Raw genomic sequence first — 12,476 nt, 5'->3', positions numbered from 1 at the left:
CCTCTGCGCGCCAGGCCTCGACCGGTGCTGCTCTCACTGTCGGACACAGGACTAGTCCTCTCGAACCGGGCCCCGACCGCCGCCCGACCGAGGCTTTGTTCGAGTCGTGATCTAACTCGTGAAAATAGTCGGGCGTCAAGATCCCGGACGAAACGCTGTGTCCATATATGGTGGGGCGCATGACCGAGACCGAGCAGCCGATCCGCCGGGGCCGCGGCCGGCGGCCCGCCGCCGAGGTGCGCGAGCAGGTGCTGGCCGCCGCGGGCGAGCTGCTGCTGACCGAGGGCATGGCCGGCTTCACCATCGAGAAGGTGGCGGCCAAGGCCGGGGCCAGCCGGATGACCATCTACAAGTGGTGGCCGTCCCGAGGGGCGCTCGCATTGGACGGTTACGCCAGCCGTGTCCGCACCGTGCTGGAGTTCCCGGACACCGGTGACATCGAGGCCGACCTCACCGCGCAGGTGCTCGCGTTCACCCACCTGCTCACGGAAACCGGTGCGGGCAAGGTGATCGCCGAGCTCATCGGCGCCTCGCAGACCGATCCCGAGCTTGCCTCGGCTTTTCGGGAACGCTATTCCGCGCCACGGCGCGAGTTGGCCGTGACGGCGATGAACAAGGCGATCGAACGCGGCCAGCTCCGCGATGACATCGACCCTCGGGTGGTCGTCGACCAGCTCTGGGGGGCGTGCTACCACCGGCTGCTCATCCCGGACGAGCCCATCACGGACGAGTTCGCGAAAGCCCTGGTGCACAACGTGATGCTGGGGATCAAGCGGTAAGGGGCGGCCCAGTGCGTGCCGCCCCTTGCACCGTCAGACCACGCCGCCGTTGGCGTAGATGACCTGGCCGTTGATCCAGCGGGCCGGGCCGGCCAGGAAGGAGACGACCTCGGCGATGTCGTCGGGCTGGCCGAGGCGCTCCAGCGGTGCGGCCTTGGACGCCCGGTCGACGGTCTCCTGGTCCTTGCCGATGAAGTACAGCGGCGTGGCGGTGGGGCCGGGGGCCACGGCGTTGACCGTGACGTCGCGGCCGCGCATCTCCTTGGCCAGGATCAGCGTCATACCGTCGATCGCGCCCTTGGTGGCGGCGTAGGCGCTGTAGTTCGGCACCGCGATGTGCGTGACCGACGTGGAGAAGTTGATCAGCGCGCCGCCCGGGCGCAGCCGGCGCACGGCCTGCTGGTCGACCACGAAGGTGCCGCGCACGTTGGTGCGGTGCATCCGGTCGAAGTCGGCCAGGTCCAGGTCGGCCAGCGGCGACAGCAACATGATGCCGGCGGTGTTGACCACGACGTCGATGCCGCCGTAGCGCTTCTCGGTGTCCTCGAACAGCGCCTCGACCTGCGTCTCGTCGGCCACGTCGGCCTGGAACGCGGACGCGGTGCCGCCGGCGGCGATGATGGCGTCGACCGCGTCCTCGGCCCGCTCGGCGTTGCCGGCGTAGGCGACGACGACCGTCTGACCGTCCTTGGCCAGCCGCTCCGCGACGACGCGACCGATGCCGCCCGACCCGCCGGTGACGATGGCAACCCTGCTCATGGTCTTTCTCCCTGCTTCGTTGTGGACGCTGTGTACATATAACCATCGATGTGTACGGCCTGTCCATATCTAGCGGCGTGACGGCGGTCACGTGGCGTGGCGACAGTCTGTATATACACTATGTCCATATACGGAGTGTCCATATGCGTGCGGGAGGCATGATGCGTGGTCGACGTCCCGCCGCCCTTGTCCGCGGGCAGGTGCTCGCCGCGGCCGGTGAACTGCTGCTGGCCGAGGGCATGGGCGGCTTCACCATCGAGAAGGTGGCGGCCAAGGCCGGGGCCAGCCGGATGACCATCTACAAGTGGTGGCCGTCCAAGGGCTCGCTGGCCCTCGACGGCTACGCGACCGTGGTGTCGCACAGCCTCGAGTTCCCCGACACCGGCGACGTCGAGCGCGACATCGTCGCGCAGCTGCTGGCCTTTGTGCACGTGGTGCGGGACAGCCGCGCCGGGCGGGTGATCGGCGAGCTGATCGGCGCCGCGCAGACCGACACCGACCTCGGTGTGTCCTTTCGGGAACGCTACTCGCGCCCACGCCGGGAACTTGCCGAGCGCACGCTGCGCCGTGGCGTGGAACGTGGTGAACTCCGTTCCGACTTCGACCCGCAGGTGGTCGTGGACCAGCTGTGGGGCGCCGTGTACCACCGGCTGCTCATCCCCGACGAGCCGCTGACCGACGAGTTCGCCCGGGCGCTCGTCGCGAACATCCTGCCCGGACTGCGCAAGGAGAGCACCGTGAGCACGCCAGCCGCCATCCAGGCCTTCGTCGACACCACCAACAAGGCCGACAACGAGGCGTTCGTGGACGTCTTCACCGAGGACGCGTTCCTGGACGACTGGGGCCGCCAGTTCCACGGGCACCAGGGCGTGGCCAGCTGGAACAAGACCGACAACATCGGTGTGCAGGCCCACTTCGAGCTGGAGAAGGTCGAGCCGGCCGGCGAGCCCGACGCCTACAACGTCACGATCAAGGTGCGCAGCCACCGCTTCAACGGCACCGGCACCATGGCCTTCGTGGTCCGCGGCGACAAGGTCGCCAGCCTTGTGATCTCCTGACCGGGTGCACGTCACCCAAGACGGTCAGGGGCAGCCGGTTTTCCTGCTGCTGCACGGGTTCAGCGGATCGGTGCGGTGGTTCGACGCCGTCACGCCGCTACTGGCCGAGCACGGCCGGGTGCTGCGCGTGGATCTGCGCGGCCACGGGCGAACAGGCGGCCACACCGGTCTCGACGCGATCTCTCAGGCGGCCGATGTCCTTGGCGTGCTGGATTCGCTGGGCATCGACGAGGTGATCGTCGTCGGCCATTCCTACGGTGCCGACGTGGCGTTGGCTCTGGGGCGCCGGGTCTCGAGGCTCGTGATCATCGGTCAGGCACCGGACTACAGTTGCGCCACCTTCCCTGCGGGCAACGGGTTGTTGGCGGCGCCGGTGCTCGGTCCACTGCTGCACCGGTTCGCTCCTCGTGCAGCGGTGCGCCGCGCGGTGTCCTACGCCTTCGCGCCGGGCTTCGCCTTTGACCCGGTGCTGCTGCATGATCACGCCACGACCAGCCCGGCGGTGGCCCGAGCCGTGATCGTCGACCGGCGTCGCAAGCTGGCGCGGCGGCCCCTCGATCAGCAGGTGCGCGAACTCGGCGTGCCGACACTGGTCATCCTCGGCAAGCACGACCGGTTCTATCCCTGGGCTCCGACCGCCGCGAGGTACCGGGCCGCCGGCGCTCGGGTGGAGATCGTCGACTCCGGGCACAGCCCACAGGTCGAACAGCCGGCGAAGATCGTTGATCTAGTGCTTTCGTTGCAGGCCAACTACTCCGAATGACCTCTGGTCGACGGCGTGATCTTGCCGTACCCCTGGACGCATGGCTGGCACCCGAACCGGCGTGGCCGCCGGTATCGCCCTGTTCTCCCTTCTCACCGCCTGTTCCCTGCCGGCCAAGGCCGGCGGCGACGGCGCCGCGCCGCTGCCCAGCGACAGCAGCCAGCAGCTGGCGTCGCTGAAGATCGCGACCGCCGGGCCGATGACCGGCTACTCCCGCGATCGCTTCGGCGGCGGCTGGATCAAGCAGCCCGACGGCTGCGACACCAGGGAGGACGTGCTCAAGGCCCAGGGCCGTGACGTGAAGTCCAAGGGCTGCACGGTGAACTCCGGCAACTGGACCTCGCTCTACGACGGCGTCGCCGTCACCTCGCCGCACGACCTGGACATCGACCACCTCGTGCCCGAGGCCGAGTCCTGGCGCACCGGCGCCGCCCAGTGGACCCAGGACCAGCGCGTCGCCTTCGCCAACGACCTGGACGAACTGGTCGCCGTCACCGCGCACAGCAACCGCAGCAAGGGCGACCAGCCACCGCCGGGCTACATGCCGGTGAAGACGGAGTGGTGCGACTACGCGACGCACTGGATCAAGGTGAAGGCCAAGTACAAGCTCACCATCTCCCAGACCGAGCACGACGCCCTGACGCAGATGATCGGCACCTGCCACTGACTGACCATCGCTGACACCCGCGCGTCTTTCGGCCACATCGGGTCGTGTCGGGCGGGCCGATCTGCCACCATCGGCGGGATGGAGCCGCTGCCCGAGTCGGTGTGGAACGCGCCGGAGGTCCGTGACGCGGTGGCGGGCAACTCGCCGTCGGCGGTGATCGCCTTCGCACGGCGGGCCCACGGCCTGCGCCAGGACGAACTCGGGGCGCTGGCCGGGTTCTCGCAGTCGGCGATCTCGCGGCTGGAGTCGGGCAGCAACCTGGCGTACGACATGCGGGTGCTGCGGATCGTGCAGCGGACGCTGAACATCCCGCCGCACCTGCTGGGCCTGGCCGAGCAAGGGGTTGCGGCGGCCGAGCTACGGGAACGCGGCGGCACCGATGCGCTGGTGGCGTTGCTGGGCGGGCGATTGGAGCGCACGGTCCCGGTGACGCGGGAGATCGTCGGCCAGCTTCTGGTGGCCCGGCGCGTGATCAACGACGCCGACAACTGGCGGGTGACGGCATCGTTGAAGCCGGCGGCCCGGGAGTTGTACGAGCTCACGGACCTGCTGCGGCGGTCGGCCAGCGGCGAGATGCGGCGGATGTTGTTGTCGGTGGCCGCGTTGTACGCGGAGTTCCTGGGCTGGCTGCACGAGGAAAGCACCGACGAGGACGGCGCCGAGCAGTGGACGGCCCGTGCAATGCAGCAGGCGCAGGCGGCCGAGGACCGGGACATGGTGGCCTACGCCTACGTGCGCATGAGCCAGCTCGCGGCCGGTGATCACGACCGCATGATCGGCCTTGCCCGCGCGGCTCAACGCGAACCCGGTGTCGGGGCGGCGCTGAAAGTGTTGGCGTTACAGCAAGAAGCCCGCGGCTTGGCACTCGCCCGTGAGGAAGCAGCCTGCCTCGATCGACTGGAGCAGGCGACCATGCTGATCGACAACGTCGATCACCCGGCCACCGACGAGTACCGCGTCGGCTACTGGACGGACGTCGAGCACCTGGAGGCGCAGCGGGCGTCCTGCCTGCTCGATCTCGGCCGCCCGCATGACGCGATCGCCATCTACCACCGGCTTCGGCTCCGCTGGGGCCACACCTGCCCGTGGTTCCAGGGCGTGCACACGGCCAAACTCGCCCGCGCCTACGCCACCACCGGCGACCTGGACGAGGCGGCGTCGGCCGGCACCGGCGCCGCCTCGCTGGCCCGGATCTCCGGCTCCCCGCACGTCACCCGTGAGCTGCGGTCGTTGGCCCCGTGGCCGACCGTGGTTATGCGGATTCCGCATACGGGACCCGGACCCGGCATCGAAGGCCGCTAGCGGCCACGTCCAGCGCCATGATCGGGGCATGGACGAGGACGGCGAGTTGTGGGTGCCCTACGGCGACCTGATGCTGCACTTCTACGCTACGCCGCACCTCGTGGTCTGCGAGGTTGGCGACGTCACGCCAGAGCCTTCCGCAGCCGCGCCTCAGCTTGGCGCGTGACGTCATGGGGCGCCATGATGTCGGCGATCTCCGCGCCGGCAAGGGCGTCGATGATTCCATCCACAGTGGACCAGTCGGGCACCCTGACCAGTAGCGCCAGCCCGTCGCGGATGTCGTCGTACTCCGGCGTGACGACGACCGGACCCTGGTGGCAGACCACCACATCCACGCCGTCCACCGCGACCGCGGCCCGCAGCGTGTCCCAATCGGGTTCCAGCACAAGGAGAACCGGCCGGCCGCTGAGGCCGGGGAGTAGACGAACTCGCAGTACTCGACCGGCACCAGGGCTTTCACCTCCTCGCCGTGCGTGGCCAGCGCGGTCTCCCACAGCACGAGCGCGCCGAAGTGCTCGCGGTGGGCGATCGGCACCTCGCCCGGTGTGATCAGCTCGTCGTAGATCTCCGGGTCGGGCATCGCCGGATTCCGGTTCACGCCCAGCAGTTGCCGCTGCTCACGGGGATAGGCCAGCTGGGCATAGGTGCCGCAGCGGCGCTCGCCCAGCGGCGTGACCGGGGTGCCGGCGAGCACGTCGATCCAGTCGTCGGTGACCGATCGGCCGTACTGGGCGTTGATGCTCTCCCAGACCATGCCGCCGCCGATCCGCGGATTGATCTCCACGATCTCGGTGCTGCCCTCGGCGTCGACCCGCAGCTCGACGTGGTAGCCGCCGTCGGTCAGGCCGAGGGTGTCCATCGCGTGCTGTGCGACGACTTTGGCGTTGTCGAGCTCCTCGTCGGTGACGATGGTGACGGGGGAGGCCATGCCGCGCTCCAGCACGGTGTCCGCGCCGAACTCGATCAGCGTCTTGTCGTGGTCGACGACGATCTTGTCCACGCCGCCCTGGCGGACGATCTCCAGGCTGATCTCGCGGCCGTCGAAGAACGACTCGGCGATCAGCTCGTTGTCGGCGAAGTACTCGGCCATCATGTCCGCGTGGCCCGGGCCCTCGTCGAAGGCCTGGCGCAGCTTCTCGACGTCGTCCCACGTCCTGACGAGCCCGACGCACAGCGACCCCACGCCCCGGCGGGGCTTGACCACGAAGGTCTCGCCGGCGTCGATCCTGGCCCGCAGCGTCGGGTCGGAGAGCTTGAGCGAGTCGATGGTCGTGTCGATCGCCTTGCGCATCAGATGCTTGTCCAGGGCGGTGCGCAGCGCCTCGGGGGACGCGTCGGGCGCGCCCAGCAGGCGGTTGGCCTCGGCCATCAGCGGTCGAAGCGAATCTGCCTGCGTCAGACAGAAAACGAGGCCATCGACGGCCTTGACGACCGCGGCGACCTCGTCCGATGTGATCGCGACGCCTTCGGCGATCGCGTGCTCGACCTCGATCTGCGCGCACATCCGCCGGAACTGCTCGCCGCCGTCGGCCGGCCGCGAGGTCAACACGTACGGCTCGAAACCCTTGCGGCGCAACGTGTGCACGTGCGACCTGGTCAACGGTGCCCCGCGCCGGACGAGCAGCAGTGCGCGCATGCTTCCCCACCTCCACAGACGGCTTCTCCCGGCCACGCTAGGACCGGGAGAAATGCCGTATGTAGGGTCAGAACCGGCGGGGAGAAGCTGTCACTGCTGGTTCTGGGCGGCCGCGATCTGCTCGCGGACCTTGTCCATGTCCAGCGCCTGCACCTGGCCGATCAGGTCCTCCAGCGCCGCCGCCGGCAGCGCGCCCGGCTGGGAGAAGACCACCACGCCGTCGCGCACGGCCATCAGCGTCGGGATGGAGCGGATGTCGAACGCCGCCGCCAGCTGCTGCTGGGCCTCCGTGTCCACCTTGGCGTACACGATGTCCTCGTGCTGCTCGGACGACTGCTCGAACACCGGCCCGAACTGGCGACACGGTCCGCACCACGCGGCCCAGAAGTCCACCAGCACCGTGCCCTTGCCGACGACCTCATCGAAGTTCTCGCCGGTCAGTTCCACCGTGGCCATCGCCACCTCCTTCGCTACCCCTACAACGGCCCGACCATGGTTTTCATTCCTCGGCATCGACGGCATACCGGCACGGACCAGTGACGTCCGCCACGGTCACGAACCGTCAGCCCGGGCTGGGGACCCTGGTCAGCCAGATGGTGAGGCCCAGTTCGGCGAACTCTGCGGGAGCGTCCGCTCCTTCCCCTTCCGTCACGTCCACCGCCAACACCTCCTCGGCCAGCAGGTCGCGATGCCGGCGCAGCGCGGCGGCGACGTCCTCGCGGTCGCTGCGCCACCACAGGCGGATCCGGTCCGCGATGTCGAGGCCGGCGGTCTTGCGGGTGTCCTGCACCAGCCGGACGGCGTCGCGGGCCAGGCCGGCGAGGGTGAGCTCCTCGTCGAGTTCCAGGTCGAGGGCCACGGAGACGCCGTTCACGGTGGTCACCGCCCAGCCCTTGCGGGGCTGCTCGGTGAGCACCAGGTCGTCGCCGGACAGTGTGATCGCCTCGCCGTCGAGGGTGACGGTGAGCGTGCCGTCGGTTGGCGAGCCGGCGGCGGCGATGGCCTTGGCCAGCTGCTGCATGCGCGGACCGAACCGCTTGCCCAGCACCCGGAAGTTCGGCTTGACCGTGACCTCGACCAGGTCGGTGGTCATCGGCTCCACGGCGCGGACGTTGAGCTCGTCGGCGATCTGCTCGCGCAGGTCTGGGGGGAGCTCGTTGAAGCCAGGAGCGTGCATCATGGCTCGGGCCAGCGGCTGCCGGGTGCGGATCTTGTGGGCGGCCCGGGTGGAACGGCCGAGCTCCACGAGGTCCCGGACCAGTCGCATCTGTGCCACCAGGGCGTCGTCCGCCGGCAGGTCTGCGGCCGAAGGCCAGGTGGCGAGGTGCACGGAGTCGGCGTCGGCGTGCAGGTGCTGCCACAGATAATCGGTGGTGAACGGCACGAACGGGGCCATCAGGCGGGTGAGCACGTCCAGGGCCTCGTGCAACGTGGCCAGCGCGGACGGCTCGGCCTGCCAGAACCGGCGGCGGGACCGGCGGACGTACCAGTTGGACAGGTCGTCGATGAACGCCGCGATCCGACGGCCGGCCGTGGCCGAGTCGAAGTCCTCCAGCGCGACGTCCACGTCCTTGACGACGCCGTGCAGCTCGGCCAGCAGCCAGCGGTCCATGACATGCCGTTCCGGATTGTCGCCGGGGCGCCAGTCGGCGAGATCGGCGTAGCGCAACAGGAACGAGGCCGCGTTCCAGTACGTCAGCAGGACCTTGCGGACGATCTCGCTCAGCACATCGTCGCCGACGCGGCGGTCAACCCATGGAGAGCCGCCGGCCAACATCAGCCAGCGCACGGCGTCCGCGCCGTACTTGTCGAACAGCTCGAACGGATCGAGGATGTTGCCGAGGCGCTTGCTCATCTTGCGGCCCTCGGCGTCCAGGATCAGGCCAAGGCACAACACCGTCTCGTACGAGGACCTGTCGAACACCAGCGTGCCGACCGTCATCATCGAGTAGAACCAGCCCCGGGTCTGGTCGATCGCCTCGCAGATGTACTGCGCCGGATAGGACTTCTCGAACTGCTCGAGGTTGCGGTGCGGCGCACCCCACTGGGCGAACGGCATTGAGCCGGAGTCGTACCAGACGTCGATCACGTGCGGTACGCGCTTCGCCTGCTGGCCGCATTCCGGGCAGGGGAAGGAGATCTCGTCCACGAACGGGCGGTGGGGGTCCAGGTTGGTCAGGTCTTCACCGGCCGAAGTGGACAGTTCTGCGAGGGATCCGATGCAGGTCAGGTGGTTGTCGTCGCAACGCCAGATCGGCAGGGGAGTGCCCCAGAAGCGGTTGCGGGACAACGCCCAGTCCACGTTGTTGTTCAGCCACGCGCCGTACCGGCCGTGCTTGATGTGCTGCGGATACCAGGTCGTCGCCTCGTTCTCCGCGACCAACCGGTCCTTGATCGCCGTCGTGCGGATGAACCAGGACGGCAGCGCGTAGTAGATCAACGCCGTGCCGCAGCGCCAGCAGTGCGGGTAGCTGTGCGGGTACGGCTCGTGCTTCACGAGCAGGCCGTGCGCTTCGAGTTCGTTGATCACGGGTTCGTTCGCGTCACGGAAGAACAGTCCGCCGATGAGCGGGATGTCGGTGAGGAAGTGGCCGTTGACGCCGATCGGGTTGACCATCGGCAGGCCGTGCTGCCGGGCCACCGCCATGTCCTCCGCGCCGAACGCCGGCGCCAGGTGCACGATGCCCGTGCCGCTGTCCATGGTCACGTAGTCCGCCGTGAACACGCGGAACGCGTCGTCCCCGAACTCGCCGAGCGGCACCAGGTCCAGTGGCCGCCGATAGCTTTCGCCGACGAGTTCGCTGCCGGTACGGCGTTCCAGGATCTTGGCGTTGTCCGGGAGCAGCGGCTCCGCCATGACGATGCGCTCGCCGTCCTGCTCCGCCAGCACGTACGTCGCCTCCGGGTGCACCGCCACCGCCGTGTTCGACGGCAGCGTCCACGGCGTTGTCGTCCACACCACCAGGTTCGCGCCCTGCCAGGGGCCGCTCGTCAGCTGGAACCGGACGTACACCGAGGGGTCGATGTCATCCTGATAACCTTGCGCCACTTCATGATCCGACAGCGGTGTCTCGTCCCTCGGGCAGTACGGCGTCACCCGGTGGTCCTCCACCAGCAGGCCCTTGTCGAAGACCTGCTTCAGCGACCACCACACGCTTTCCACATAGGACGGCGCCATCGTCAGATAGGCGTTGTCCAGGTCCACCCAGTAGCCCATGCGCTCAGTCATCGTGGCGAAGTCGGCGACGTTGCGCAGCGCCGACTCGCGGCAGCGGGCGTTGAACTCCGCGATGCCGTAGGCCTCGATGTCCTGCTTCTTGGTGAAGCCCAGCTCCTTCTCCACCGCCAGCTCCACCGGCAGCCCGTGGCAGTCCCAGCCCGCACGCCGTTCGACGTGGTGGCCCTTCATCGTTTTGAAGCGGGGGAACAGGTCCTTGAACACCCGCGCCTCGACGTGATGGGTCCCCGGCTTCCCGTTCGCGGTCGGCGGTCCCTCGAAGAACCCCCAGCTCGGGCCGTCCTTGGTCTGCTCGAGCGACCGCCGGAACACCTCCGTGGCCCGCCAGCGCGCCAGAATCTCCCGCTCGGCCGCGGGCAGGTCGATCTCGGTCGGCAGCGGACGGAAGGCGCGTTCACTCACCGTGTCAATCTATCGGCCGGTCAAACCGGGTTTCCTCCGCTGGCGCCGGAGCACCGGCCGAAGAGGCCGGTGACGCGCCGTGGCGGCGCTGAGCCGGTAGGACAAGGAGTACCGCCAGCGGGGTGAGCTTCCGTCGGAGGTGCGCGTGGACGTTGTCCGGCGACCTCGGGGCCGGTGGTCGTTGGAGGGCTGTCACACGATCGGGCGCGGCTGGGCCCAGGGGTTCTGGCGCCGGCGAGGCGGCGGGACAGTGGGCGTGAGTTGCCGGAATTTAATGGCGCGATTGCGTCATGGGATTGCATGGAGCGCTTTCATGGTGGGGTGGCAATTACCCATTCCGTAACCTGTCCGACGGTCGGACGTCTCCGTCCGACTCCGTTCGAGTGATCACAAGCACCGTTCGTGGACTGGGGAAATGCTCGCGTGCACGTGCACCTGCATCATCATGCGGTAATTCGAACGTGTGGCGCTACCGCATTCACCTTTTCTGGCTATTTCCGAACCGGGGGTGTTCGTCGAAACTGAACGCGTTCCCGGGGGTATGAGGAGGTCGGTTCCGGTGGAGGAAATTCGCCGAATACACGATGCGGACAACGATCCGATCACAACGGGCGAACCGTCCATCCGGGTGCCACCGGACGGCACGCAAGTGCCCACCAGAACCTGCCTCGGACTCCGGCCGCCGGCAGACCGGGGAATGGCGAGTCGACCGCGTCCCGTGCACAAGGCGCAATGCCTGGCGGCGCCGCGACGGCCGCGGGAAAACGTGGTGATCACAAAGGCGCGGCCTCAGCTGGTGAAACTGGCCTGGCGATTGTTCCGGGTGATCGTCGGGGCATCGGCGATGGGGGCGGGACTGGCGCTGATGATCAGGGCGCACCTCGGGGCGCAGCCATGGGACGTGCTGCACCTGGCGCTGGCCAAGATGCTGGGGGTTTCGCCGGGAACGGTGATCATCGGCGTGGCGCTGCTGGTGCTGCTGTTCTGGTGGCCGCTGCGTCAACGGCCGGGCCTGGGTACGGTGGCCACGACGATCCTGCCGGGCGTGTCGTGCGACGCGGTGCTCGCGATCGTGCCGCCGCCCGACGCCCTCATAGCGCGCACGGCGCTGCTGGCCGGGGGCATCGTCGTCTTCTCCGCCGGCACCGCCCTGGTGATCCTGGCCGGCCTCGGCCCCGGCGCGCGGGACGGCCTGATGACCGGCGCGTGCGCTCGCTGGGGGTGGAGCGTGCGTGCGGTCCGCACGGGCCTCGAGCTGACCGTCCTCATCCTCGGTCTGATCCTGGCCGACCCGATGCAGGCCATCCGCGCCGGCACCGTCGGCCCGGGCACGCTGGCCATCGCGCTGACCCTTGGCCCGCTGATCGGCGTGCTGCTCAAGCAGCGGGCGAAACGGGAAACGACGCCGGTCCAGGCCACACCGCAGGCCCAGCCCTCATGACCTCACACCTGGGCCGCCGCGGCGATCAGCTGGGCCCGCAGCTCGGGGGTCAGGCGGCTGGCCATGCGCTCGACCAGCATGGACATCTCGTACGCGACGACGTCCATCTGGCAGTTCGGCGCGGCCAGCACGGCAAGGCAGGACCCGTCGCTGATCGACATCAGGAACAGGTAGCCCTGCCGCATCTCGACAATGGTCTGCACCACCTCGCCGTAGTCGAAGCACCGGGCCGCGCCCTTGGCCAGGCTGACCAGGCCGCTGGCCACGCTGGACACCTGCTCAGCCCGGTCCGAGGGCAACGCGTGCGAACCAGCGAGCATCAGCCCGTCGGCCGACACCACGACGGCATGCGCCACCTCGGCCACGCGGCGCACGAAGTCGGTGATGAACCACGCGAAGTCGCCGGGTTCCTGGTTGGTCATCGGGTCCTC

11 protein-coding genes are annotated in these 12,476 nt (G+C 68.8%); 6 read left to right on the top strand and 5 right to left on the bottom strand.

What is annotated here, in order from left to right; genetic code table 11:
* Positions 1–179 precede the first annotated feature (179 nt).
* Positions 180–779 carry a TetR/AcrR family transcriptional regulator gene (locus M3Q35_RS12895; RefSeq protein WP_273941960.1) on the top strand — a complete coding sequence of 200 codons (600 nt, stop codon included), beginning with the start codon at positions 180–182 and terminating at the stop codon, positions 777–779.
* A 33-nt stretch (positions 780–812) separates the two neighbouring features.
* Here the strand turns inward: M3Q35_RS12895 and M3Q35_RS12890 are convergent, their stop codons facing one another.
* Entirely contained in the window at positions 813–1,538 is a 726-nt protein-coding gene (locus tag M3Q35_RS12890) for an SDR family oxidoreductase (RefSeq protein ID WP_273941959.1), read from the bottom strand.
* Between the two features lie 143 nt (positions 1,539–1,681).
* Between M3Q35_RS12890 and M3Q35_RS12885 the strand changes: the two genes are divergently transcribed.
* From M3Q35_RS12885 to M3Q35_RS12870, 4 genes are all read left to right on the top strand, one after another.
* Positions 1,682–2,596 carry a TetR-like C-terminal domain-containing protein gene (locus M3Q35_RS12885; RefSeq protein ID WP_273941958.1) on the top strand — a complete coding sequence of 305 codons (915 nt, stop codon included), beginning with the start codon at positions 1,682–1,684 and terminating at the stop codon, positions 2,594–2,596.
* 4 nt (positions 2,597–2,600) lie between these two features.
* The gene (locus M3Q35_RS12880) at positions 2,601–3,359 is read left to right on the top strand and encodes an alpha/beta fold hydrolase (RefSeq protein ID WP_273941957.1); all 759 of its coding nucleotides are present in this window, start codon (positions 2,601–2,603) and stop codon (positions 3,357–3,359) included.
* A gap of 40 nt (positions 3,360–3,399) precedes the next feature.
* Positions 3,400–4,026 carry an HNH endonuclease family protein gene (locus M3Q35_RS12875; protein ID WP_273941956.1) on the top strand — a complete coding sequence of 209 codons (627 nt, stop codon included), beginning with the start codon at positions 3,400–3,402 and terminating at the stop codon, positions 4,024–4,026.
* A gap of 78 nt (positions 4,027–4,104) precedes the next feature.
* A complete protein-coding gene (locus M3Q35_RS12870; RefSeq protein WP_273941955.1) occupies positions 4,105–5,328 on the top strand; it encodes a helix-turn-helix domain-containing protein in 1,224 nt (407 codons plus the stop codon).
* On the opposite strand, the gene M3Q35_RS12865 is transcribed toward M3Q35_RS12870, so the two are convergent.
* The 3 genes from M3Q35_RS12865 to ileS all read right to left on the bottom strand — a co-directional run bounded on the left by M3Q35_RS12865 (position 5,279) and on the right by ileS (position 10,604).
* Positions 5,279–6,964, bottom strand: coding sequence for an ATP-grasp domain-containing protein (locus M3Q35_RS12865; protein WP_273941954.1), 1,686 nt, complete (start codon positions 6,962–6,964; stop codon positions 5,279–5,281). The two genes, M3Q35_RS12870 and M3Q35_RS12865, sit on opposite strands and share 50 nt — an antisense overlap.
* Positions 6,965–7,054: 90 nt before the next feature.
* On the bottom strand, positions 7,055–7,420 hold the full coding sequence (trxA, locus tag M3Q35_RS12860; protein ID WP_273941953.1) for a thioredoxin: 366 nt from the start codon (positions 7,418–7,420) through the stop codon (positions 7,055–7,057).
* A 106-nt stretch (positions 7,421–7,526) separates the two neighbouring features.
* Entirely contained in the window at positions 7,527–10,604 is a 3,078-nt protein-coding gene (gene ileS / locus M3Q35_RS12855; protein ID WP_273941952.1) for an isoleucine--tRNA ligase, read from the bottom strand.
* A gap of 769 nt (positions 10,605–11,373) precedes the next feature.
* Here ileS and M3Q35_RS12850 point away from each other — a divergent pair.
* Complete coding sequence (locus M3Q35_RS12850; protein ID WP_273941950.1) at positions 11,374–12,045, top strand: YczE/YyaS/YitT family protein; 672 nt, start codon at positions 11,374–11,376, stop codon at positions 12,043–12,045.
* A 2-nt stretch (positions 12,046–12,047) separates the two neighbouring features.
* On the opposite strand, the gene M3Q35_RS12845 is transcribed toward M3Q35_RS12850, so the two are convergent.
* Positions 12,048–12,467 (bottom strand): roadblock/LC7 domain-containing protein, encoded by a 420-nt coding sequence (locus tag M3Q35_RS12845; protein ID WP_273941949.1) that lies wholly within the window; start codon positions 12,465–12,467, stop codon positions 12,048–12,050.
* Positions 12,468–12,476 lie beyond the last annotated feature (9 nt).

The sequence above is a fragment of the Kutzneria chonburiensis genome (assembly GCF_028622115.1).
GTDB classification, from domain to species: Bacteria; Actinomycetota; Actinomycetes; order Mycobacteriales; family Pseudonocardiaceae; genus Kutzneria; species Kutzneria chonburiensis.
Note: the sequence above shows the minus strand (reverse complement) of the source record. Positions and strands in the feature narration are given on the sequence as shown.

Bases quoted from the DNA above. Each gene is read 5' to 3' on its own strand.
- M3Q35_RS12895 (WP_273941960.1), top strand. From the start codon at position 180: ATGACCGAGACCGAGCAGCCGATCCGCCGGGGCCGCGGCCGGCGGCCC.
- M3Q35_RS12890 (WP_273941959.1), bottom strand. From the start codon at position 1,538: ATGAGCAGGGTTGCCATCGTCACCGGCGGGTCGGGCGGCATCGGTCGC.
- M3Q35_RS12885 (WP_273941958.1), top strand. From the start codon at position 1,682: ATGCGTGCGGGAGGCATGATGCGTGGTCGACGTCCCGCCGCCCTTGTC.
- M3Q35_RS12875 (WP_273941956.1), top strand. From the start codon at position 3,400: ATGGCTGGCACCCGAACCGGCGTGGCCGCCGGTATCGCCCTGTTCTCC.
- M3Q35_RS12870 (WP_273941955.1), top strand. From the start codon at position 4,105: ATGGAGCCGCTGCCCGAGTCGGTGTGGAACGCGCCGGAGGTCCGTGAC.
- M3Q35_RS12865 (WP_273941954.1), bottom strand. From the start codon at position 6,964: ATGCGCGCACTGCTGCTCGTCCGGCGCGGGGCACCGTTGACCAGGTCG.
- trxA (WP_273941953.1), bottom strand. From the start codon at position 7,420: ATGGCCACGGTGGAACTGACCGGCGAGAACTTCGATGAGGTCGTCGGC.
- M3Q35_RS12845 (WP_273941949.1), bottom strand. From the start codon at position 12,467: ATGACCAACCAGGAACCCGGCGACTTCGCGTGGTTCATCACCGACTTC.